The following is a 25,093-nucleotide window of genomic DNA, read 5'->3' on the forward strand; positions in this document are numbered from 1 at the left end:
ATTTATCAATCAATTAATTTATTGAAAAATACAGATTACAGTTAAAAATTTAGAACAATAACTATTTGCCATTATGGCTATTTTTAAAAAAGAACAAATAACTATATAAACTGTCTCCTACAGAATCATATAGCATTAAAAGCATTGATATCCCAGACGATTATTTATCATATATAATGACACCAAATAATAGATAGATTAATAAAACAGAAACTTGATTTATATAAGAAAAAATATCAGATATATTTATATCAATATTAAAAAAATAACAACTAACCCTACAGAATTCATTAAAATAAAATCAATATATATTGCATTTCATTATAAATCGCATATAATCAATAGAGCTTATTACAATATCATTGGACTATAAAATGGCAAGTTTATCTATAAAAAAAGAAGATAGTATAAAGGCTGCTCTTATTGATTGGTTAATAAAACGAGACGAAATAAATGATAATGCAGTATTAATCAATGAACTCCCTATTGCAAACTTCAGTAGACGCGTTGATCTCGCGGTTGCAAATGGTAAACTCCATGCATATGAAATTAAAAGCGACTCTGACAGTCTAGCCAGACTTGAAGGACAAATATCCACATACAGACTCTACTTTGATAAAGTGACATTAGTTTGTGCACCAAAGTTTACTGAAAAAGCCTTATCAATTCTACCCATGGATATTGAAATATTAGAAATCAAGAAAAACAATAGTGGAGTAACTAACACTTTTATAAAAAAGAGACGCGGACGTACATGCAAAATTTCTGAAGATAGGTTTATTTTTTCCTTTGTCGAAAAAAAAGAAATCGTCAAATTTGTCAGAAAAAATGGTTATACATGTCATCCCTCTGAGATGAGAGAGAATATATATAATTTAACAAAAAACATCTCAATTGAGAAGAAAAGAAATTTCACAATAAATTATTTAAAGATAAAATATAAAATTTCTTTTGAAAATTTCATAAACAATAAGAATTCTAGTTCAACTTCTGCTGAAAATATTTCATTATTGAGCAATAATAAAATCAAAAGGAATCTTAATAAAGTTAACAAAGATGAAGAACTTAAACATATTGATATTTCAGTTTATCAAAAACCCATAAATTCCCATGCTATAGATATATCGAAAAATTTATCACTTATAGGTATTAAATCTCATACTCCTATCTATATTATTCCAAGAAAGAAAATTGCCTCTTAAAGAGGCAATTGCAAAAAATCATAGCAATATATTACTATTCAACAGAATTATATTCATCAGTATCATCATCATTGATATGAGACAATACACCATTTTCTATAAACCTAATCATTCTTTCTATATGTAAATTTACTCGTACCGAAATCCATTTAGATGGCGACTTAAAGCGATTCACATTACCTTCACTAACAGATTTAATAATTTCTGTACCCCAAACCTCCAATGAATCATCCCATCCCTCATCTGTAACAATATCTTTTGCTGCTAATTGATATAGTTCATCTCTCTGATCACTACCAGATCGACGCTCAAAACGCCAAACTCCTGGTGTAGGATAATCTATTCGCGCAACGAACTTCGCATAACTTCCTGGATAAAATTCTCCATGAATACTTGCTGCATCACCATATAAAGCAATTTTTTCACCGCCTACTGCAAGATAGTTTTGCCACTCCAACATGCTAATAGCTCCACTTTCTTTACCATATTCAGCAAATGTACGTGGAAAACTGGTACCAGAACTAACGATTTCTATTCTAGGATCAATATTCCTAAGCATATTAATTCCTCTAATAGTTGCATCTAAACATAGATCTTGACGAGAGCTATCTATTTGCCCAACATCCAATATAAATAATACATTACTTATATCATCAACTACTGATGCTGCCATTGTCGCAGCCAGTAACTCATGCGACTTTAACGGATTAATTTTAACTACAAACCTACCAAAATAAGATTCTAACTTCTCAAGCTGCTTGACATAATCCCGTTGCCCCAAATCCTTATGGAAAATCGCTGCGGGAATAATTTTATTATATTTTCCTTTCTGATTTTTTAAAAAATCAATCCAATTACTACAATGTTTATCAGATAAATACAATGAATCTGAATCGATACATTTCAAAACTGGATCATTTGATATTTCTATAATTGATTCATTATTAAAAGAATCAAACCATTTATCAATAGCTGAATCAGCATCCTGTCTACCTTTAAGCTTTGTCAGAGACACAACCGGTAAAAACTTACTTTTTGTTGACTCACCGATATTACTAACACCCTCTAACTCAGACTGTCTGGTTCTTATAGATGGAAAATACCTATAGTCCGAAAATTTTTTCATGTTAGACTCCTTTTGGATATCGAATATTGATATTAAAAATCACCAAATCACATTATCCTCAAGAAAACTGAGGTGTTTATTTAATAAGATTAAGCTAATAAATAATTAATCTGTGCAAAATAATTCCTTCCTTTTATAATTCATGAAATATCATATTAAATTTCAATCAATTAATAATACATGAGAAAAACCAAATTATTGCACCTTTATGCAATTTATCAGGCAGAAAATATCTTAAGTGTAGTCATACCTAATGATTGCCATTGTATTAACCACACTAAACATCTCAATCTCATAGAATATACCCGTCATCTTTCAAGTTGCTTCTTTGTTGGCTGCACTCTCTCACACCCGATCACATAGTTCTCTATGCTCCCGGGGATTCGCTCCCTTGCCGCCGCGATGCATCTTGAAATCCATAGGGTATATACATTGTTATCATCTCGAAAAAAAATCAATAAAAAAGAATTAACTTAAAGGAAAAAACCTCCTATCTTTTATCGCATTATTTTTCCAAATTTACTATGTTTTTATATCTATAAATTATTTCTTGCGATAAGAATCACAAACATAGTAATTTTCACCTAATACAAAAGTAATCACATAGTTGAATTAATCATGATAAATTTAAAAACCCATTAATAGATAAATTAATATCATATAAATTTTCAAAAGCAAATAATCCAATGCGTGAATACTTTAGGTTTCAACCGCTAAATATCGATTGAAAACATAGTAATATCTCTCTTACCTTTTTAGGTAATATATTTCACCACAACCCCCCACCTGAAGCGATCCACTCCCCCTTCTCCTTGAATACAACTTGTTATTTTCAAAAGGATAAATGACAATCAATAACATCTTTCAAGAGCTGGAGTAAATCATGACTGATATCGCTAAGTTGTTAGGCAAAGATGCAGACAGTTTATTGCAACATCGTTGTAGTACCATTCCGAGTGAAAATCTTTATCTGCCAGGCTCCGATTTTGTTGACCGAGTAATGATCGACAATAACCGGCCAAATACGGTTTTGCGTTCCATGCAAACACTGTTGAATCATGGTCGTCTCGCAGGCACTGGCTATTTATCTATTTTACCCGTGGATCAAGGCGTAGAACATTCTGCTGCCGCTTCTTTTGCCGCTAATCCACTCTATTTTGATCCGAAGAATATTGTTGAATTGGCTATTGAAGCAGGTTGTAACTGTGTGGCCTCTACTTATGGAGTGTTATCCTCAGTTTCCCGCCGTTATGCCCATAAGATCCCGTTTTTGGTTAAACTGAACCACAATGAAACATTGAGTTATCCTGCTCAATATGATCAGACTTTATATGCCAGTGTTGAACAGGCGTTTGAGATGGGTGCCGTAGCTGTTGGTGCAACGATTTACTTTGGCTCTGTCGAATCACGACGTCAAATTGAGGAAATTTCAGCAGCTTTTGAACGGGCACATGAACTAGGAATGGTAACCGTCCTGTGGGCCTACCTGCGTAATTCTGCTTTCAAAAAAGAAGGGGTAGATTATCACGCTAGTGCAGATTTAACCGGCCAAGCTAACCACCTGGCAGCGACTATCGGCGCTGATATCGTTAAACAGAAGATGGCTGAAAATAACGGGGGATATACTGCTATTGGTTTTGGTCATACAGATAAACGTGTTTATGCCAATTTGACTACCGATCATCCAATCGATCTGGTCCGCTATCAGATAGCTAACTGCTACATGGGTCGTGCTGGCCTTATTAATTCAGGTGGAGCATCTGGTGATAATGATCTAAGTGATTCAGTTCGTACCGCAGTAATCAACAAACGCGCGGGCGGTATGGGATTAATCCTCGGTCGTAAGGCTTTCAAAAAATCTATGAAAGATGGCATTGAACTGATTAATGCCGTCCAAGATGTTTATCTGGATAATCAAGTCACAATAGCTTAATACAGCTTGTCGTCGATGATGGTGATAATGAACAAGATGATCAAGGTGCTATAAATTCTAAGCCAGACGTCTTACTCGTTATCACCTTCTTACCAAACCATCATTCAGCAGCTACTCTCACCACCACTGATGAAAATGATGTACCGGCCCAATTCCCTTTCCTACTTCAAGGGAATCTGCACGCTCTAACGCAGCCTGGAGATAAGATTTCGCTACAGGAAGCGTCGTCTGCCAGTCTGAATAACGTGGGCGCAAAGCAGCTAATGCAGCGGAGAGAGTACACCCTGTACCATGAGTGTGACGTGTGTTGATTCTAGGAGCAGTGAAACGCCATTCTCCATTACCCGTAAATAACCAGTCAGGACTTTCACAGTCTATAAGGTGACCGCCTTTAAGTAGAACCGCTTCACATCCCAACGATAACAATGCACGCCCTTGCTTTTGCATCTCTGTTTCAGTTTTTGCAACTGAACATTTCAGCATAGTTGCAGCCTCTGGCAAGTTTGGCGTAATCAACGAAACCTTCGGTAATAATTGCTCAACAACAGAAGAAACCGCCTCCGGTGCCAGAAGCGGATCTCCACTTTTCGCAACCATTACCGTATCCAGTACAATATAAGGGATTGAGTAACGACTTATTGCATCTGCAACCACTGCAACATTAGCCGCATTAGATAACATGCCTATTTTGGCGCTATCGATTCTGATATCTGACAGCACAGATTCCAGTTGTGCAGCAACGAAAGCGGGATCTATGTTGTAGACAGACTGCACGCCACAAGTATTTTGTGCAACAAGAGCTGTCATTACTGTTGTGCCATAGGCCCCAAGTGCGGAGAAAGTTTTCAGATCAGCCTGAATACCAGCACCACAACTAGGATCAGTGCCAGCAATTGTCAGCGTATTGATTCTCAATATAATTACTCCTTCCAACCAGCAAAAGATAAAGCAGGTATCAGGAAGAAGGCACCATGACTTCCCTACACTGGCATTATCCAGATCAGGTGTTACGGGTTCATCTCAGCTCAGTTAAAAGCGCCACGAGTCAAAACAAAAACACCCTATCAGATAACTAACAGGGTGATATCAGTATGTCATTGTTGCCAATAAACAATAAATCAAACAACAAAATTTACTCTGTCAATCAAAAACGATCGACGAAAAGAAGTTATGCTGTGGTGACATTTGCCGCAGAAGGACCTTTCTGGCCATCTTGAATTTCAAACTCAACCTTTTGACCTTCCGCCAGGGTCTTAAAACCATCGCTCTGAATAGCGCTAAAATGTACAAACACATCTTTGCTACCATCAGCTGGAGTAATAAAACCAAAACCTTTAGATTCGTTGAACCACTTTACAGTACCAGTGATTTTTGCCATTTTAAGAATTTCCTTTGGATCACTTAATTCTAATTCGCCATTTTGGCGCAACATAAAAACCAGAGCGAGTTACTGTTATTAACAGAACCATATAACAGAACTATATAACAGAACCGTACCTCGTTTACCCGAACGATTTATCACATATTCTTAATATGATGGCAAGCCATTTTTTATCAGCTATGGAGCTAACGCACATATTTAAAATTCTTAACAACAATTATTGTTTAACATAACTGCAAAAATTTGAAAATCCAAGGTTATCCTAATTAGATTACAGTTTATCCACTCAACAAAACCGCAGATAACATAAATAATTTTAATTTATTTTGCCGATCTTATTATGAGAATTTTTATCTCTATGCTATGTCTATCTACGCTAACCTCCCCCTTTTGAGTGAAAAAAAATCAACACATCTCCAATATCCATCGGCTAAAATATGAGTATCAAATATAGCCATTTAATACATAGAACATCTTAATATTTATTTTTCGTTTAACTTTTATTAAGAATAGCAAGAGTAGAATTCCTGAATTTAGATGTTTGTCATATTTTATATAACTCGAAGGAATCCCCAATTTATGTCGTCGGGGGGATTGGAGCAATAAATAATGAAGTTTGATTTGACCACAGCTTATACCCTATCAGTAACCCTTTTAGGCTCATCCGGGACAGTGCTTGCAACTACAGCAGATACCGCCAGTAAATCATCAACGATGACTACAGCCAACACATCAACTGGTTATAGCAATCACCCAGATAGCTTGTGGGCAACATTCAACAATAATGTTGCCCTCACCTGGGATGCGCCCAACAATGAATTTTATCTTCCAGTAATTACCTGGCATAACAGATATACCTACGATAAAGAGAAGACCGATAAATATAATGAACGCCCCTGGGGTTTCGGTTATGGTAAATACCGCTATGACAGAGACAATGATTGGCATTCCCTCTACGCAATGGCTTTTATGGATTCTCATAACCGCCTGGAGCCCATTATTGGCTATGGATTTCAGAAAATGTGGATACCGGGTGATTTAGATGGGTTCCGACTGGGTGTTGGTTTTACTCTGAGTGTTACAGCTCGTCACGATTATTACTATGTCCCTATTCCACTCCCATTACCCCTGTTCTCTGTCGAATATGATCGACTATCATTTCAGGGAACATACATTCCGGGCACATATAATAATGGCAACGTATTCTTCGCCTGGTTACGCTGGCAATGGTAACGTCAAAACACCAGACTATTATATCAGTCTGGTGTTTGATAGTGACAATCCGGGTATTACATTATCCTTGGTTCATTGTTTTCAATCTATCCCGATGGGAACGAGATATCAGGAATCCAATCCATAAAACACTAATCCAGAATGGCATCAGAATGACTGAAATACGGATACTTTCTGTCATCAAAATAATGACAAGAATAAAGGCAAGGAAAACTAAACACAAATAATTACTGAATGGATACCAGAATGCTTTAAACGATGGTTCTACACCCTCTTTAACTTTCTGTGCCCGAAATTTTAAATGAGCCATACAAATCATGACCCAGTTAATAACCAGCGTTGTTACCACCAATGCCATTAGCAATTCAAGGGCTTTACCTGGCATCACATAGTTAATTAATACACCAATTGAGGTTACTAACGCAGATATCACGATAGCCCTGATCGGAACTCCATTCCTATTAATTTTCGTTAAAATCTTAGGGGCATTACCTTGCTTTGCTAAACCATACAGCATACGGCTGTTACAATATACGCCGCTGTTATAAACAGACAATGCAGCAGTCAGAACAACAATATTCAGAATATTCGCCACCCAGAAACTATCCAGATTATGAAAAATCATCACAAATGGACTTTCACCTTCAACAACATAGTTCCACGGATAAAGCGACAGTAGAACAGTCAGAGAACCGATATAGAAAATCAGTATCCTATATACCACCTGGTTAGTTGCTTTAGGAATGCTGATTCGTGGGTTCTCTGCTTCAGCAGCTGTAACACCAACCAATTCCAGTCCACCAAAAGAGAACATAAGCACAGCCATTGCCATAATAAGACCAGAAGCCCCATTAGGCATAAAACCACCATATTGCCAAAGATTAGTGATACTGGCCTGTGGACCTCCATTACCACTGACTAATAGATAAGCGCCAAAAATAATCATACAGATAATTGCAGCAACTTTAATAATTGCAAACCAAAATTCTGTTTCACCATATAATCGAACATTAATTAAATTTACGCTATTGATTAAAACAAAGAATACCATCGCAGATACCCAGGTCGGAATATCAGGCCACCAGTAATGAATATACATTCCCACAGCCGTTAATTCTGCCATTCCGACCAGAGTAAACATTACCCAGTAATTCCATCCCGATAAGAAACCGGGAAACTCTCCCCAATATTTATATGCAAAATGACTAAACGATCCAGCTACTGGTTCTTCAACAACCATCTCTCCCAGCTGACGCATAATCAAAAATGCGATAAAACCTGCAACCGAGTATCCTAAAAGTACGGAGGGACCTGCCATTTTTATGGTTTGTGCAATACCGAGAAACAACCCAGTCCCGACAGCTCCCCCTAAGGCAATAAGCTGAATATGTCGGTTTTTTAAACCGCGTTTAAGTGTTGATTGCTGCGATTGTCCTGCCATCTTGTCCTCTTGCTGCAACTTTTATTTTGTTATGAGTGGGGAAACAACCGATTCCCATTTATACCTGTTATCTTTCAAGTTGCCTCTTTGTTGGCTGCACTCACTCACCCCGGTCACAGAGTTATCTATGCTCCCGGGGATTCGCTCCCTTGCCGTCGCGATGCATCTTGAAATCTATTGGGTATATACCTGTTATCTTTCAAGTTGCCTCTTTGTTGGCTGCACTCACTCACCCCGGTCACAGAGTTATCTATACCCTTCATCTTTCAAGCTGCTGCTTTGTTGGCTGCGTTCACTTACCCCAGTCACATAGTTATCTATGCTCCTAGGGATGCATTCACTTGCCGCCGCGCTGCAACTTGAAATCTATTGGGTATATGCTCCCGGGATTCGCTCCCTTGCCGTCGCGATACATCTTGAAATCTATTGGGTATATCTGCTTTGCTCAAAGCAGATAAAATACTAGCCTTAAAAGGTGGATACTGAACATATATGTTAGCACAGATACAGCAAGGGAGAATGACTGATGAGTATCAACAACTAATCAGAAAGGAAGATATCGGGTCACAAAACAGATACCTGAATCAAACTTTTCACCCTGATCACAGTAACGATCCAAAGCCAACAGGTACAAGAACAGACATATTCCAAGTAATACTAAGATTGCAATGGTTTTTTTTATGTCCAATTCTATTTCCTTAAGCTTAGTCAGCACTCAATACATAAAGAATAAATTCAAGAAATTATATTTTACAGTAATGAAAATAAGAAAAATATCCATCCGGTGCTTCTGTTGTGGAGAAATCACACTGATACCGTACCCTCTGTCAGTAAATGCGCCGAAACGAATTAAACAAGTACTGAATTAGGGATTCTATTCACTAAAACAAAAAAATCAATTGTCACATTTAGTTACAATCTCAACCACGATGCCAACGCTTTGTCATATTTAAAAAAAGTTGTGTATACTTCTTTTCACTTTCAACCAGAACGAAATTGTTAATGCCACAGGATAATCACTTAGCACTTGTATACGCTCTCAGCAAATGGATTGAGAATCACCTTGGCCGGGTAATCCATCTGGAGGAACTGGCAGCTTACTCTGGCTATTCGCTTTGGCATATGCAGAAAATATTCAAGGAAATTACTGGAATTTCTCTTGGCAAATATATCCGCCAACGACGTCTGGCGGGTGCTGTTCACCTTCTAAGAAACAGCTCTTTGTCTATTTTCGATATCGCCCTGGATTTTGGCTTTGGTTCACAGTCTCATTTTACTTACATGTTCCGCAAAGAATATGGCATAACACCTTATGATTTCCGGCAGAACCCAGATATTGAGCTTGAGGTAAAACTACCTCTTCATTTTGCCAATAGCTGTTCATGACACTATCATCAGGAAAGGAAACGCCTTTTAAGCGGGCAATTACACAACAAAGCAACAGTACCTAATCAGGCTTTCAGGAGAGAAAAATGTCAATAAAATTGATCGCCATTGATCTTGATGGCACTTTACTGAACGAAAGTCATCAGATCACTCCCCCAGTCAAGCAAGCTATTCATTATGCCAGAAAACAAGGAATTCATATTGTTCTGGCTTCTGGTCGGCCTTTTACTGGCATCCAGCGATACTTACAGGAATTAGCGCTGAACGAAACTAGCAGTTACTGCATCAGTAACAATGGTAGTGTTGTCCATCAGGCAAATGATGGTGAACATTTGCTAGAAAATTTATTGGATTTTGAAGACTATCTGTTTTTTGAATCACTCTCCCGTGAAATTGGCGTTCATCTTCATGCTTTAGAATTTAATAAAATATATACTGCCAACCGTGATATCAGTCCATATACCGTCAGAGAAGCGTTCCTCACCGACACGCCTCTAATTTATTGTCCTATTAATGAAATGGACAACGAGATGCGTTTCACTAAATTAATGATGATAGATCATCCAAATATCCTCAGTGATGCGATCAATTTCATTCCAGTAGACGCTTATGAACACTATACGTTGATGCAGAGCAGTCCCTATTTTCTAGAAATTCTCAGTAAAGAAGTCAACAAAGGCACTGCTATCAAAGCCATCGCTGATCATCTGAGTATCACCAGAGATAAAATTATGTGTATCGGTGATCACAATAATGACTTGGCTATGATCGAATTCGCCGGTATTGGTGTTGCAATGGGGAATGCCGAACAAAGTGTTAAAGATATCGCTCAATTTATTACCGCAACAAATGAACAAGATGGAGTAGCAATAGCTATAAATAAGTTCCTATAAAGTGGTTTATTTTAATTTGTTACCATGCTTGTTTCATTTTTACTCTGTTTATTGGGCAAAGCAATAAGATCCCGAAGTCTGAATGCATTCTCTGACTGAATAATAAGCAGATTAGATTTTCAGAAATATATGAGGTAGGGGCTTCATCAAGAATTCCCTACCTCATTACCGCCTCTAATACTTCTTCTTGCAAACAACATAATATTGCAACTATACCCAATAGATTTCAATTTGCAGCGCGGCGGCAAGTGAACACATCCCCAGGAGCATAGATAACGATGTGACTGAGGTAAGTGAACGCAGCCAACAAAGCAGCAACTTGAAAGATGAAGGATATAGCAAGTATTACCTCTTTCTGGTCGCTAACCAGCAGGCAATTGACCCTATTGTGACCATCAGCACACCTTGCCAAAATGAAAAAGAGAGTGTAATGCTAAGTAACAACGATGAAAAAGCAGTAGATATAATTGGCGTAAAATAAGATAACGTAGCCAATAATGCAACATGCCCCCTTATGATTGCCACTGTCCAGGCAGCATTCGCCACACCAATAACAATTCCAGCAAACAATAAGATACTGACACTACGAAGAGTTATCACCATTTCAGGGGGAGAGGTGAAAAAGTATTGAACCCATAGCGCTAAAGCCGTTAGGATAAAAAACAATGACATGCCATTTTTACCCGCTGACATTATTTTTGTAATGTTACAATACATCGCCCAAATAATTGCCCCAGCAAAAGCCAATCCATAACTTAATGGATTGCTCTGTATATTCTCCATCATTTGACTAAATGACCAACCATTGTCACCACTCATCACCCAACCAATCCCTAGAACAGACAACAATAAGCCGGGATATAACCACCAGTTCACTTTCTGCTTATTAACAATGACTGACAATAAGACAGTCAAACCTGGCCACAGGTAGTTAACCATACCTAATTCAATTGCCTGGACACGATTATCAGCAAAACCTAATGCGAGTGATAAACAAATTTCATAGCTGACAAACAGCAGACTTCCAAACCATAAATAGGCTTTAGGAAAGGTGCTGATTTTTGGCAAGCCTATTAGCAGAATCAAAAAGATTGAACCAACAGTATAAATAAGAGCGGCACCGCCTACAGGCCCAAAACTTTCACTAACATTTCTTATCAAACCAACGATTGTGCTCCACAGCACAATCGCCAGTACGCCATATACCGTAGCTTTGTATTGTTCAATCCCTGTCTTCACACTCATCCTCACACTTAATCTATCTCAATAGGCAGTTATTCTTCACCTAATTCTCTGTCACGTTGAACCAAATAAATCAATACCAGAATGATAGTGACAAAGAACCGGAAAGCACTGGATACACCATTCCATTGTTTAGACATCCACATTCCAAACCATTCACCTCCAATTGACATAAATGCCACCTGCCAGGTCAGAAAACCCAAAGTCAGGCCAGCTATCGCAATAGCTTTCTTCTTATTAAAAACAGCAGCATTAGATTTTAAATTCGCCAGTAAGAGAATACCACCGATCCAACACAGCACTGCGGTAAGCGTTTCTAAAAAAATAATTCCAATATAACCAATATGATGTAATACAGGTGAATTGATTGCTCGATAAGTAATGGCAGTATCAGGGAAAACAGTATCCATCATGAATACATGCTGTACAAATGCGAAATTAGTACCATAATCCGTAATGTTGCCAAAAGCGACCAATGTAGCAAACAAGGCAATTGCACAGACAGTCAGAACTTTAGATAAGCGAATAATCATTTGCTGAATCCTCAAAAAATAAGAATAACTTAAGCACTACTAAGATCATAAAGTTTACAAACTATGCCCTATGGATTTCAAGATGCATCGCGACGGCAAGGGAGCGAATCCCCGGGAGCATAGCGAACTATGTGACCGTGGTGAACGAGTGTAGCCAACAAAGAGGCAACTTGAAAGATAACGGATATATCATATAATTTAACAATCATCACCTTATTATCACATATTCAATCGTATGATTATCTTTAGGATATTTCTATCCAATTTGGGATTTATATTTTTCTGTTCATACCATCATCAAATCAGTTATTATCTATTTAATATTTATTTACCTGACTATTCTTTATGGATGATTCTCTGTTTGATGCAATAAAAAACTATTTCAGGCAAAAACTGAGTAGAATGGATTATATTATCAGCTTTATCACAGCGGCGGTTATTCTCGGAGCGCTGATTTTTTTCTCTGGTTATCTGGCAGAAAACAATTATGCCTCCTATATGCAATATGAATTATCAGTATGGTTGTACATGATTTCTATTGGCTTATGGGCAATGTGCTCCTTTGCCACTGTTTATTATTTGATCATAAAAACAGCTTTCAGGTTTAATAGTACGGGGTTATATGGCTGGCCAATATCTATTTTTATTTATCTATGCAGTGTCTTACCAAACTATCTTTCTGACAGAATAATCATGTATTCACCACTTATCAGCCTTGTCGGAATCATTCTTGCGTTTACTCTCCCTGCAAGAAAAAACAGTGATAAAAGGTAATCTTGATCCCATATATCATGAATTTTATTTAATTTTACCTATTGGTAATAGTCGTTATAAAATAAGCGACTATTACTTAGATAAAGAAAGCTTATCATCTTATTACTACTGAATATCTGACCATTTAACAATATCCTATTTTTATAACTGCTTATTTTCACCCTTGTTGAAATAATTAACTATTAAAAATAACGAAAGAGATCTGGATTTAATACAGCGGGAGCTGATAATTCTCGATTAAGAATTGTTGGGGTAAACAGTGATAATAGATTGAAACAAAGTGAAGATGAGTTCGAAGAATAAGCCATGAAAATTTATAATACTGATTATCAGAAAAACCATGCCACAAAAGCCACTTTTATAAAGTTACTTCTGTGACATGATCTTACTCTGATATCAAAAACTATCTTTTATACTTCTCAACCAACGCCAAAGCTATTGACTCAGTTTGCGCATCAGGATTACCACTGATGTCATCTGGCCTAAAATGCATCTGGAATGCACTGATTGTTTTACGGGTATCTTCATCAAGTACACCCGTTTGTGGAATGGTATAGCCATATTTTTCTAATGTCTTCTGTATTAACTCAACAGAAGCTTTTGCATTCCATTTTCTACCGGCCATGTATTTTTCAACGGTTGTATCATCAGGCCATGCACCAATACCTTGTTCGGCCAACCTCTTCCAAGGGAAAAGTTTACCTGGATCATACTTTCTCAGCGGAGCAATATCACTGTGACCGATGACATTTTTCGGTTCAATGTCATAACGCTGGATAATATCCTTTGCCAAACGCATTAATAGATCGAGCTGTTGCTCATTGAATGGATACCATTCCTTCTCAAGCAATCTTTCCGTGAATCCTTTATTGACAATTTCAATCCCAATAGAGGTGTCATTCAAACCCTTTCGGCCATTCCATTCACTCACACCCGCATGCCATGCCCTTTTATCTTCAGGAACCAGCTGCAAAATGACGGGTTTCCCTTTCACATAATCCGGTAATGACGGAATCAAATAATGAGCACTAACTCCACCCTGAGTTAATATACGTAAAGAATCTTCATCATTGACGGCAGTATAGTGAAACACTAAAAACATTACTCTGTCATTCTGACTTTGTGAAGGAAAAGAACTATCAACTTTATAAGTTCCCCTATCTTCCAGATGACGCTGGCTAGAACACCCGGCTAATAACATAAATAAGCCAACTAATATGAGCTTCTTCATAATTTCCCTGTTCCACCTACTTAATTGAAAACAAGATAATAACACAAAGAAATCAAATTAATACAAAATAAAATTTATGTTTTATATGTTTTTTTTATAAACAATGGATTTTGTTCTTGATGTGGCACATTAAGGAAAATGCCTTATTCCCATAGGCAAATGGGAATAAGGCACACAAATGAAAAGTTAAACGCGAAAGGTAATCGCTTCTACATCATTAAATACCATTAACTACCTTTTGTTCTGGTCTTTCACTTATGGTCAGCCATTTGAGCCAAACGGGCACGATTTGCAGTTTCTTCCCAAATACCAACTTCAACCTTTTGCTGAATTTCAGGATACTGATTGATATCGAACATCGGTAACTTCCCAGCACGTCTCTGCTGGTTATAGTCTCTTGCAAGTTTAAATGCGACACCGGAAAGCAGCAAAATAGCGGTCAGATTAGTAATTGCCATCAATGCCATAGATAAATCAGCCATTTTCCAAACCAAAGGCACTTCAGCCAACGCACCAAACATTACCATACCTAATGCCGCTAAACGGAGGATTATCAAGCCCGCTGTGTGATTACGTTCAAGGAAGACAATATTACTTTCCGCATAAGCATAATTCGCAATGATTGATGTGAAAGCGAAAAAGAAGATAGCTAAAGCGATAAATTCAGACCCCCAATCGCCTACTGCTGAAGATAATGCCCGCTGAGTCAGCTCTATTCCACTTATTCCTGAAATATTGCCATCCAGCACACCCGATGAAAGGATGATGACAGCGGTAGCACTACAGATAACGATAGTATCCATAAAAACGCCCAGCATTTGTACATACCCTTGGGATGCTGGATGAGGAGGATACGGAGAAGCTGATGCTGCCGCATTAGGCGCTGACCCCATTCCGGCTTCATTTGAAAACAACCCACGTTGAACACCCTGCGTCATCGCCTGCGCAACACCATAACCAACGGTTCCTGCAACAGCTTCCTGTAAGCCAAACGCACATTTGAAGATCAATGCAAAAACTTCTGGCATGCGTTCAAAGTTATGACCGACGACCCAAAACGCCAAGATCAGATAAGCCGTCGCCATAAAAGGGACAACCAACTCCGCAACTCTGGCAATCGAACGCAAACCACCAAAAATAATGATCCCGCTCAAGATAACCAGTCCAATACCGACATATAATGGGCTAAAATCAAAGGCAAAAACCGCAGCCTGAACAATTGAGTTTGCCTGAACAGCATTAAATACCAGACCAAAAGCAATAATAAGAAATATGGAGAACAGAATGCCCAACCAGCGTACCCCAAGCCCTTTTTCCATATAATAGGCTGGGCCACCGCGGTAATTCCCCTTATCGTCTTTTGTCTTGTACAGCTGAGCAAGTGTGCTCTCGATAAAAGAGGTCGCCATCCCAATCAGAGCAACAACCCACATCCAAAAAATGGCGCCAGGCCCACCAGCTGTTAAAGCGATCGCCACACCAGTAAGGTTACCGGTACCCACTCGTGCAGCTAAACTGGTACATAGAGCCTGAAATGACGAAATACCTGCACTGTCAGATTTTTTACTATTTTTCAATACTGAAAACATATGCCCAAAATGGCGGATCTGTATAAAGCCTGAACGTATAGTGAAGTAAGCACCAGCCCCAAGAAGAAGATAAATCAACACGGAGCCCCAAAGGATGTTGTTAAAAAAGTTAATCAGTTCCGTCAAGATATTTTTCCCCTTATAATTAGCAAACCCAGTCTGACCATAAAATCGTATCCGACAGAATTCATTGCGCTTAATATGCCTTTATAATTAACAAGTAACACAATGCTGTGTGAAAAGAACACAGAGATACTGGTCAGAAAAACGCTATGAGTGTAACACAAGTTTGAAATTGATGTGTAATGTTTACTGACCTTTTTACATTATCCATCAGATTAAATGAATGTTTGATGTACTGCTCTTAGCCGCCAGTTAATAGATTACGTTATTCAATCCACTATTGTCCGTCAGTAACGTCTATACATTCATTAGTCATTAGTGATGCCTCTTGTCGATGGTTGTCAATAAGCTACATATATGAAACTGATTGCTCGCTCCATACAATAACAAGGAGTTGTACCAATGAATCGCTTTTAATTAAATCAACAAGCAATCAATATCAAGAAAAAAAATTCAGAAATAAGATATAGTGATTAATTTTGTGAGCAGATTATCAGCTTTAAGAAAAAAATCGTAATTAATTATAAAAAATTTCACATAATGAGATTCATCATATAAGACACTAAAAAATCAAAAATATAACTCATCACTCCCTATCAGATTACAACGAAATGTCAATGCCATAATGTTAACGCAGGAAATATCATCTCATGAATAACATAACATTCAAAAAACTAATAAAAGGGTAAATGTGTATCAATCTTTCATCCATCGACCTAAAAAGCACAAGGATAAATTATCTTTTTTTAAAATATTTGTGTTAAGTAAATGTTAATATTAAAAAATGCACAATGAATACGCCTCTTTATCTGACTATAATTAATACACACTCGCTTGTTTTGCTATTTTCTGAGCACCTCTAAATATATCCAATATCTCCCCTATGGTATTTCCTGTAAGATTATTATCCAATATTCCCACTAACATATTAAAGTCAAATTACAATAGAATTGACATAACAAGATCTTTCTTATAAAGAATACTCGCTGTTTTCTAGCTGGCCCTTAGAAATAAATAACATTTATCTGACAATTTTCCGGTTGTATATACCCAATAGATTTCAAATTGCATCGCGGCGGCAAGTGAACGCAGCCAACAAAACAGCAGCTTGAAAGATGAAGGGTATAAGTAAAAATTTGATTTCCTACCAGATAGACTGAATACTTTATCAAGTTTGTCAAGAATTCGTCTAATGAACAACAGAAGTCGAATGAAACCAGATATATTACAAACTAAAACCATTACGATAATATCATTACCTAGAGCTTTCCCAAAGCTGAGTCACTAACATATACCCAACGGATTTCGAGATGCATCGCGACGGCAAGGGAGCGAATCCCCGGGGGCATAGAGAACTCTGTAACCGGGGTGAGTGAGTGCAGCCAACAAAGAGGCAACTTGAAAGATAACGGGTATAATTGTACTTTATAAATACAGGCACGAAGTTCAACAGCTCACCATACCAAGATAACCTCATCAAAATCATAGCTGCCATCTGCTGCAACAATTGCTTTACCTTTAAACATCAAAATTTTCCCAAACTAATATTTACACAATTAATTGCAGGCTTCTTAACCTATGAAAACACACACTTAACTCAATTATACATAACTACAATCAATATCTCATTCACCATTTTGTAACAAAATAAATTAATTTCAATAAAAATAATTTACAATTGAAATTATTTTTATGAAAAAATATGAAAAAACTTCTCTTATATGCAACATAAGACTGGATCTTTTATTATCTACTGCTAATATTTTCATTTGTTATCTTTTACAAAAAAAATATGTCTATGAAGTTAATATTGCTTAAATATCTCACTTTTATTCTGAATACATAATTTAAACAATATACGTTGAGGTTATGAATGATGTTAAGAAGAAAAAGGAAGAATCCCACTGATAACAATTTACCTATAAGAGTCTATCGTGGGAGATCTAAATATGAATATCACCCTCCATCGGGAGGTTCAATATCCATTTGCTGTTTAAGTTCACCATTATCTGTCGTTTGGGAGGAATATGAAAAAATCCTTAATAAGGAAAATATGACCAAATAATAAAATTTCAAATATTATACAATAAGTATTATATTTACAGTTATAAAAACAGCGGGAGAACACACTCCCGTTAGCGGTTTTGACCTAGTCACGCTCACAAAAAAGATTTTTACAAGCCATTAAATTAATTATTTAGTTATAACCTCTGATCCCCGTCTATTGCTCATCGGAAAATCTGAAATAAAAATGACTATACCCAATTGGAAATAATTCACAAAAAACTATTAAAGTAAATAGAGTTCTACCACCAAGATTGCTCTAGACAGCCCGTTAATCAGTAAACGAGGCATCTATGAAATTTAGGTCAGCAGTTTTTTCCAGTCCATATGACGTCATACACACAGCGACAGTACCGTTCCAGCATAAACTGGAACATACCGTAACAAAGGTTATAAAGAAGAGAAAAAAACAATAGGTGAGAAAATGACTAACCGCAACTTACGAAATTTTGCAAGTTACTGGATCAAAGTTGCCGCCTTAAAAATATACTCTTTGAAAAGCAGCGCTAACGCCGCAGCAACAATAGACCATTGAAGACGGTCAAATTTACCTTCAAGTTTGTCAAAACGTTTATCAACAGACTCGAATCGTTTATCAATAGATTCGAATCGTCGGTTAATAATCTCAAATTGTTTGTTAACAGACTCGAACCGCTGGTCAATATCAGATCTCAGTGACGCAAAGGAAAACTCACTCTCACGGCGCAAATTATCAACACTTTCCTGAGTCGCAAGATGTTGCATATTCTGCCCACGATGCAAAAGAGCGTTCAGAACATCACTTGTACTAAATTCTATTTTTTTATCATTTGAATCACTCATCTTACCCTCCATATTGGACAGAACAAATATTAACCTTAGTATACACCCCGCCATATGTGAGTTGCAAAATTTGAAACATTCATCCTCCACAGAAGGATTAACTACCGTGGAGGTGTCTGACGATTTCAGATTACATATGCTGGATAATAGCGTCACCAAATTCGCTACATTTCAACAGTTTAGCCCCTTCCATCAGGCGCTCAAAATCATAAGTCACGGTCTTCGCAGCAATCGCGCCTTCCATACCTTTAACAATCAGATCAGCGGCTTCTATCCAACCCATATGGCGTAACATCATTTCAGCGGAAAGAATAACTGAACCTGGGTTCACTTTATCCTGACCAGCATATTTAGGCGCAGTACCATGAGTGGCTTCAAACAAAGCGCATTCATCACCAATGTTTGCGCCCGGAGCGATACCAATACCACCTACCTGAGCAGCCAGCGCATCAGAAATATAGTCACCATTTAGGTTCATACAAGCGATAACGTCATATTCAGCAGGGCGCAGCAGAATCTGTTGCAGGAAAGCATCTGCGATCACATCTTTGACAATGATCTCTTTACCATTTTTCGGGTTGCTAATTTTCACCCAAGGGCCGCCATCAAGCAATTCACCACCGAACTCTTCACGAGCTAACTGATAACCCCAGTCTTTAAAAGCGCCTTCGGTGAATTTCATAATGTTGCCTTTATGAACCAGAGTCACAGATTCACGGTCATTATCAATCGCGTATTCAATAGCAGCACGAACCAAACGTTTAGTACCTTCTTCAGAGCATGGTTTCACACCAATACCACACTGTTGTGGGAAGCGGATTTTACTCACCCCCATTTCATCTTGAAGGAATTTAATTACTTTATCCGCTTCGGCAGAACCCGCTTTCCATTCGATACCTGCGTAAATATCTTCAGCGTTTTCACGGAAGATCACCATATCCGTCAACTCAGGTTGTTTAACCGGACTTGGCGTTCCCTGGTAGTAACGAACCGGGCGAAGACAAACATACAGATCTAATTGTTGACGCAATGCCACATTCAAGGAGCGGATACCACCACCAACCGGCGTCGTCAGAGGGCCTTTGATGGCAACGCGGTATTCACGGATCAGATCCAGAGTTTCATCCGGTAACCAAACATCTTTGCCGTACACATGAGTAGATTTTTCACCTGTGTAGATTTCCATCCAAGAAATTTTACGCTCACCCTGATAGGCTTTCTGAACCGCTGCATCGACAACTTTCAGCATTGCAGGGGTAACATCAACACCAATCCCATCCCCTTCGATATAAGGAATGATTGGGTTATTCGGAACAACCAGTTTACCTTTAGCGTCGACTGTTATTTTTTTACCTTCCGCCGGAATAACTACTTTGCTTTCCATTAACCTCTCCTTTCAAGTAAGCGTAATACCTTGTTAATTTTTTGTAAGGGACGTGTCAATACTACTTGAATATTCTGCAAACGCCAATCAATAGCAGACTAATGTATAATATCCCTCCCTTATTTGCTCAGTGGCCTATGATGACAAATTTCTCTGTTAAAAAACACAAACTTAACCGATTCAGCCAAAGAAAAATATCAAATTCTGTCAAAAAACTAACAGGACCTCGCCGAGTGCTGATATTTAACAAACCTTACGACGTTTTACCCCAGTTCACTGATGAAATGGGCAGAACCACGCTGAAAGACTTTATCCCGTTTCCTGATGTTTATGCCGCCGGACGTCTGGATCGTGACAGTGAAGGATTATTAATTTTAACTAATGACGGTAAACTTCAAGCACAACTGACCCAACCGGGGGAAAAAACTGCCAAAGTTTATTATGTTCAAGTTGAAGGGATTCCAGATGAAGAATCACTCGATAAACTGCGTAAGGGCATCATTCTAAAAGATGGGCTAACTCTGCCCGCAGGTGCTGAGTTAGTTCGTGAACCAACCTGGCTCTGGGTTCGTCATCCGCCAATTCGTGAACGTAAAAGCATTCCGGTAAGCTGGTTAAAAATCACACTTTATGAAGGCCGAAACCGTCAAGTGCGCAGAATGACAGCTCATGTTGGTTTTCCTACACTTCGATTGATCCGTTTTAGTATGGGAACCTTACAATTAGGCGAAATGAAACCCGGTGAATGGAAGGAGATCAATTTTGTTTAGCCCTCATGTCACAGTTGCCTGCATTGTCCATGCTCAAAATAAATTCCTGGTAGTTGAAGAGACAATTAATGGCAAAGCATTATGGAATCAACCGGCTGGTCATCTTGAAGCCGATGAAACACTATTACAGGCGGCAGAACGTGAATTATGGGAAGAAGCCGGTATCCGGGCTACGCCACAAGCGTTGCTGAAAATTCATCAGTGGGTTGCACCAGACAACACACCATTTATCCGTTTTCTATTTCTGGTTGAAATGGAACAACAAATAGCCACCAATCCACAGGACAGTGATATTGACTGTTGCCACTGGGTTACGGCAGAACAAATACTAAACAGCACCTGTCTTCGTTCTCCACTTGTTGCCGAAAGTATCCGCTGTTATCTGCAAAACAAAAAACACCCTCTTACGATACTGGATAATTATGCCGCGTCGTTCAATTAGCAGTAAAACAGTCATGCGCTTGATGCACCCTCGCTTGCAACGTGTTAAAGTACGGCGCTTGTTTTTTTCTCCAGTGAGATTCCCATGTCAGATAACAGCCAGAAAAAAGTCATTGTCGGCATGTCCGGCGGTGTAGATTCCTCCGTTTCCGCATACTTATTACAACAGCAAGGTTATCAAGTGTCTGGCTTGTTCATGAAGAATTGGGAAGAGGACGATAATGAAGAATACTGTTCAGCCGCGACTGATCTGGCTGATGCCCAATCTGTTTGTGACAAACTGGGCATTGAACTTCATACCGTCAATTTTGCTGCCGAATATTGGGATAATGTTTTCGAGCATTTCCTTTCTGAATATAAAGCGGGCAGAACCCCTAATCCAGATATTCTGTGCAACAAAGAAATTAAATTTAAAGCATTTCTGGAATTCGCCGCTGAAGATTTAGGGGCAGATTACATCGCTACAGGTCATTATGTTCGTCGCAAGGATATTAACGGAAAAAGCCAGTTACTACGTGGACTCGACAATAATAAAGATCAGAGTTACTTCTTATATACCTTGAGCCACCAGCAAATTGCCCAAAGTCTGTTTCCTGTCGGTGAATTAGAAAAACCGGAAGTTCGCCGTATTGCTGAACAAATCGGTTTGGTGACAGCAAAGAAAAAAGATTCCACAGGTATCTGCTTTATTGGTGAACGCAAATTCCGTGATTTCCTCGGCCGTTACTTACCCGCCAAACCTGGCCCGATTGTTACTGTGGATGGTGAAACCCTCGGTGAACATCAAGGGCTGATGTACCATACACTCGGTCAACGTAAAGGTTTGGGAATCGGTGGTACAAAGGACGGCAACGAAGAGCCGTGGTACGTAATAGATAAAGATATTCAGAATAACATGCTGATCGTAGCTCAGGGGCATGAACATCCTCGCCTGATGTCTACCGGCCTTATTGCCCAACAGCTTCATTGGGTAGACAGACAACCATTGACTGAAGAAATCCATTGTGTGGTCAAAACACGCTATCGTCAGCAGGATATTCCTTGTACTGTCACACCAATAAACGAAGATAAAATAGAAGTACGCTTTGCTAACCCCGTCGCCGCAGTTACACCCGGCCAATCAGCGGTCTTTTATCAGGGTGAAATCTGTCTTGGCGGTGGCGTGATTGAACAACGTTTGCAGGAGTAATTGTGGCAAAGAATTATTACAATATTACACTAGCGCTGGCAGGAATTTGCCAGTCAAGTCGTCTGGTGCAACAACTTGCCCATGAAAACCAGTGTGATACCGATGCTGTTGCAACTATGGTGAATAGCATCCTAAACACTAACCCAGCATCTGTTTTAGATGTATTTGGCAATCATGAACACAATCTGCGGATCGGGCTGGACGCAATGCTGGGGATATTTGATGGCGGTAATAATAGTGTTTCCGCCGATCTTACCCGCTATATGTTAAGTCTTATGGCACTGGAACGCCGTCTGAATAAACATCAGGAAGCTTCCGATGCACTTGGTAACCGTATTAATCTGTTAGAACGTCAGCAGGCATATTTTGAGCCAATGTCAGAAGGTATGTTCAACGCATTGGCGGGTATTTACGTCGATGTCGTCAGCCCACTTGGCCCACGTATCCAAGTGACGGGTTCCCCTGATGTTCTACGTAATCCACTTGTACAGGCGAAAGTCCGGGCTATTCTGCTATCTGGAGTCCGTTGCGCCGTCTTATGGCAGCAGGTCGGCGGCGGTCGCCTGCAATTAATGTTTTCTCGTCAACGCCTGGTACAACAGGCGAAAGATATTCTTGCTCATTGTTAAATAAAACCCAGGAGTTGCTACCAATGGAATTATCCTCACTGACTGCTATTTCTCCAATTGACGGCCGTTACGGCAACAAAGTCAGCGTATTACGTGCCATTTTTAGTGAGTTTGGCTTATTGAAATTCCGCGTGCAGGTTGAAGTACGTTGGCTGCAAGAACTGGCAGAATGTGCTGAAATTAAAGAAGTCCCTGCTTTTGATGCAGACGCAAACGCTTACCTGGATGGAATTATCGAAAATTTCAATGAACAGGATGCAATGCGTATCAAAACTATCGAACGCACCACTAACCACGATGTCAAAGCAGTGGAATATTTTCTGAAAGAAAAAATTGCACATATTCCTGCACTACATAAAGTTTCCGAATTTATTCACTTTGCTTGTACTTCTGAGGATATCAACAACCTGTCTTATGCGCTGATGCTGCAAACAGCCCGTGAAGAGGTACTTTTACCGCAATGGCGTCAGATAATTGATACCATCAAAAAAATGGCGGGTGAATATCGAGACTTACCTCTGTTATCTCGTACTCACGGCCAACCGGCTACTCCTTCCACTGTAGGTAAAGAGTTTGCAAACGTCGCTCACCGAATGGAACGCCAGTATCGCCAACTGGAACAAATCGAAATATTAGGCAAAATCAATGGTGCAGTAGGTAACTATAATGCCCATATAGCCGCTTACCCACAGGTTGACTGGCATCAGTTCAGTGAAACTTTTGTGACTTCACTTGGCATCAAATGGAATCCATACACGACTCAAATCGAACCTCATGATTATATTGCTGAATTGTTCGATTCTATCGCTCGTTTCAACACAATTCTAATCGATTTCAACCGTGACACTTGGGGTTACATCGCGCTTAACCATTTCAAACAGAAAACAGTTGCCGGCGAAATCGGTTCTTCCACTATGCCACACAAAGTCAACCCAATTGATTTTGAAAACTCCGAAGGTAATCTGGGGCTGGCAAATGCGGTATTGGGTCATCTGTCCAGTAAATTACCCGTTTCCCGCTGGCAGCGTGATCTGACAGATTCAACCGTCTTGCGTAACCTTGGTGTTGGTCTGGGATACGCTCTGATTGCTTATCAATCGACGATGAAAGGTTTAAATAAGCTGGAAGTCAATAAACAACACCTGCTAGATGAGTTGGATCAGAATTGGGAAGTACTTGCTGAACCCATCCAGACAGTTATGCGTCGCTATGGTATCGAAAAGCCTTATGAGAAACTCAAAGAACTCACCCGCGGTAAACGTGTCAATGCTGAAGGGATGAAGACCTTTATCGATGGACTAGATTTACCCGAAGAAGAGAAAACACGCCTGAAAGCAATGACACCGGCAAATTATATTGGCCGTGCAATTACTCTGGTTGATGAATTGAAGTAATCGATATTCCACAGACGGATAAAACATCCGTCTGTTACTACTCTTATATAAACCAATCCCAAACACACATTAAAGTTATATTCTATATTTCCACTTGACGTCTTGCTGTTACATATCCATGTATCTAACATGTTTGGTGAAGTCTATTGTATTGAATTTTTTGCGAGCAATTTTGTCTATAATACCCAATAGATTTCAAGATGCATCGAGACGGCAAGGGAGCGTATCCCCGGGAGCAGAGATAACTCTGTGACCGGGGTGAGTGAGTGCAGCCAACAAAGAGGCAACTTGAAAGATAACAGGTATATAACAG

The 25,093-nt window shown here is 38.8% G+C and carries 21 protein-coding genes and 1 riboswitch; of the genes, 10 read left to right on the plus strand and 11 right to left on the minus strand.

All coding sequences use genetic code 11. The features are described from left to right. Positions 1 to 374: 374 nt before the first annotated feature. A complete protein-coding gene (locus tag EAE89_RS06125) occupies positions 375 to 1,202 on the plus strand; it encodes a sce7726 family protein (RefSeq protein WP_214085551.1) in 828 nt (275 codons plus the stop codon). Between the two features lie 34 nt (positions 1,203 to 1,236). Here EAE89_RS06125 and EAE89_RS06130 read toward each other — a convergent pair whose 3' ends face one another. After that, positions 1,237 to 2,328 (minus strand): beta family protein, encoded by a 1,092-nt coding sequence (locus tag EAE89_RS06130; RefSeq protein ID WP_214085552.1) that lies wholly within the window; start codon positions 2,326 to 2,328, stop codon positions 1,237 to 1,239. An 883-nt stretch (positions 2,329 to 3,211) separates the two neighbouring features. On the opposite strand from EAE89_RS06130, the gene fbaB reads away from it, so the two are divergent. Then, positions 3,212 to 4,261 carry a class I fructose-bisphosphate aldolase gene (fbaB, locus tag EAE89_RS06135; protein ID WP_054478277.1) on the plus strand — a complete coding sequence of 350 codons (1,050 nt, stop codon included), beginning with the start codon at positions 3,212 to 3,214 and terminating at the stop codon, positions 4,259 to 4,261. A gap of 117 nt (positions 4,262 to 4,378) precedes the next feature. Here fbaB and thiD read toward each other — a convergent pair whose 3' ends face one another. Together thiD and cspE are read right to left on the minus strand one after the other, a co-directional pair. Then, complete coding sequence (gene thiD, locus EAE89_RS06140) at positions 4,379 to 5,176, minus strand: bifunctional hydroxymethylpyrimidine kinase/phosphomethylpyrimidine kinase (protein WP_054478275.1); 798 nt, start codon at positions 5,174 to 5,176, stop codon at positions 4,379 to 4,381. A 45-nt stretch (positions 5,177 to 5,221) separates the two neighbouring features. Beyond that, positions 5,222 to 5,314: riboswitch (TPP riboswitch) on the minus strand. 115 nt (positions 5,315 to 5,429) lie between these two features. Then, positions 5,430 to 5,639 carry a transcription antiterminator/RNA stability regulator CspE gene (gene cspE, locus EAE89_RS06145; protein ID WP_015833897.1) on the minus strand — a complete coding sequence of 70 codons (210 nt, stop codon included), beginning with the start codon at positions 5,637 to 5,639 and terminating at the stop codon, positions 5,430 to 5,432. A gap of 612 nt (positions 5,640 to 6,251) precedes the next feature. Here cspE and pagP point away from each other — a divergent pair. Beyond that, the gene (pagP, locus tag EAE89_RS06150; protein ID WP_188093354.1) at positions 6,252 to 6,875 is read left to right on the plus strand and encodes a lipid IV(A) palmitoyltransferase PagP; all 624 of its coding nucleotides are present in this window, start codon (positions 6,252 to 6,254) and stop codon (positions 6,873 to 6,875) included. 61 nt (positions 6,876 to 6,936) lie between these two features. On the opposite strand, the gene EAE89_RS06155 is transcribed toward pagP, so the two are convergent. Continuing rightward, positions 6,937 to 8,316 (minus strand): amino acid permease, encoded by a 1,380-nt coding sequence (locus EAE89_RS06155; RefSeq protein WP_054478273.1) that lies wholly within the window; start codon positions 8,314 to 8,316, stop codon positions 6,937 to 6,939. Positions 8,317 to 8,860: 544 nt separating this feature from the next. Continuing rightward, positions 8,861 to 9,031: a PhoP/PhoQ regulatory lipoprotein MgrB gene (gene mgrB, locus EAE89_RS24155; RefSeq protein ID WP_015833892.1), complete on the minus strand. Its 171-nt coding sequence runs from the start codon at positions 9,029 to 9,031 to the stop codon at positions 8,861 to 8,863. Positions 9,032 to 9,318: 287 nt separating this feature from the next. Here mgrB and EAE89_RS06165 point away from each other — a divergent pair, with 287 nt between their 5' ends. Beyond that, positions 9,319 to 9,702, plus strand: coding sequence for a helix-turn-helix domain-containing protein (locus tag EAE89_RS06165; RefSeq protein WP_054478268.1), 384 nt, complete (start codon positions 9,319 to 9,321; stop codon positions 9,700 to 9,702). Between the two features lie 86 nt (positions 9,703 to 9,788). Further along, complete coding sequence (yidA, locus tag EAE89_RS06170; RefSeq protein WP_214085553.1) at positions 9,789 to 10,595, plus strand: sugar-phosphatase; 807 nt, start codon at positions 9,789 to 9,791, stop codon at positions 10,593 to 10,595. Positions 10,596 to 10,940: 345 nt separating this feature from the next. Here the strand turns inward: yidA and yddG are convergent, their stop codons facing one another. From yddG to icd, 6 genes are all read right to left on the minus strand, one after another. Further along, a complete protein-coding gene (gene yddG / locus EAE89_RS06175; protein WP_054478265.1) occupies positions 10,941 to 11,840 on the minus strand; it encodes an aromatic amino acid DMT transporter YddG in 900 nt (299 codons plus the stop codon). Between the two features lie 29 nt (positions 11,841 to 11,869). Continuing rightward, positions 11,870 to 12,370 carry a DUF2165 family protein gene (locus tag EAE89_RS06180; protein WP_054478264.1) on the minus strand — a complete coding sequence of 167 codons (501 nt, stop codon included), beginning with the start codon at positions 12,368 to 12,370 and terminating at the stop codon, positions 11,870 to 11,872. Between the two features lie 1,177 nt (positions 12,371 to 13,547). Beyond that, a complete protein-coding gene (locus tag EAE89_RS06185; RefSeq protein WP_054478262.1) occupies positions 13,548 to 14,375 on the minus strand; it encodes an N-acetylmuramoyl-L-alanine amidase in 828 nt (275 codons plus the stop codon). Between the two features lie 251 nt (positions 14,376 to 14,626). Further along, positions 14,627 to 16,090 (minus strand): alanine/glycine:cation symporter family protein, encoded by a 1,464-nt coding sequence (locus EAE89_RS06190; protein ID WP_054478257.1) that lies wholly within the window; start codon positions 16,088 to 16,090, stop codon positions 14,627 to 14,629. Positions 16,091 to 18,607: 2,517 nt separating this feature from the next. Continuing rightward, entirely contained in the window at positions 18,608 to 18,973 is a 366-nt protein-coding gene (locus tag EAE89_RS06195; protein WP_149616777.1) for a hypothetical protein, read from the minus strand. A gap of 130 nt (positions 18,974 to 19,103) precedes the next feature. Further along, positions 19,104 to 20,357 carry an NADP-dependent isocitrate dehydrogenase gene (gene icd, locus EAE89_RS06200; protein WP_214085554.1) on the minus strand — a complete coding sequence of 418 codons (1,254 nt, stop codon included), beginning with the start codon at positions 20,355 to 20,357 and terminating at the stop codon, positions 19,104 to 19,106. Positions 20,358 to 20,497: 140 nt separating this feature from the next. On the opposite strand from icd, the gene rluE reads away from it, so the two are divergent. The 5 genes from rluE to purB all read left to right on the plus strand — a co-directional run bounded on the left by rluE (position 20,498) and on the right by purB (position 24,780). Then, a complete protein-coding gene (rluE, locus tag EAE89_RS06205; RefSeq protein ID WP_054478311.1) occupies positions 20,498 to 21,127 on the plus strand; it encodes a 23S rRNA pseudouridine(2457) synthase RluE in 630 nt (209 codons plus the stop codon). Then, on the plus strand, positions 21,120 to 21,569 hold the full coding sequence (locus EAE89_RS06210) for an NUDIX hydrolase (RefSeq protein WP_054478252.1): 450 nt from the start codon (positions 21,120 to 21,122) through the stop codon (positions 21,567 to 21,569). Before rluE ends, EAE89_RS06210 begins: the two co-directional genes overlap by 8 nt. Before the next feature lie 84 nt (positions 21,570 to 21,653). Continuing rightward, on the plus strand, positions 21,654 to 22,757 hold the full coding sequence (gene mnmA / locus EAE89_RS06215) for a tRNA 2-thiouridine(34) synthase MnmA (protein WP_054478246.1): 1,104 nt from the start codon (positions 21,654 to 21,656) through the stop codon (positions 22,755 to 22,757). 2 nt (positions 22,758 to 22,759) lie between these two features. Further along, the gene (gene hflD, locus EAE89_RS06220) at positions 22,760 to 23,386 is read left to right on the plus strand and encodes a high frequency lysogenization protein HflD (RefSeq protein WP_054478245.1); all 627 of its coding nucleotides are present in this window, start codon (positions 22,760 to 22,762) and stop codon (positions 23,384 to 23,386) included. Positions 23,387 to 23,409: 23 nt separating this feature from the next. Beyond that, positions 23,410 to 24,780 carry an adenylosuccinate lyase gene (purB, locus tag EAE89_RS06225; RefSeq protein ID WP_054478243.1) on the plus strand — a complete coding sequence of 457 codons (1,371 nt, stop codon included), beginning with the start codon at positions 23,410 to 23,412 and terminating at the stop codon, positions 24,778 to 24,780. The last annotated feature ends 313 nt before the right edge of the window (positions 24,781 to 25,093 follow it).

The sequence above is a fragment of the Photorhabdus heterorhabditis genome, assembly GCF_018448905.1.
Taxonomy (GTDB): Bacteria; Pseudomonadota; Gammaproteobacteria; order Enterobacterales; family Enterobacteriaceae; genus Photorhabdus; species Photorhabdus heterorhabditis.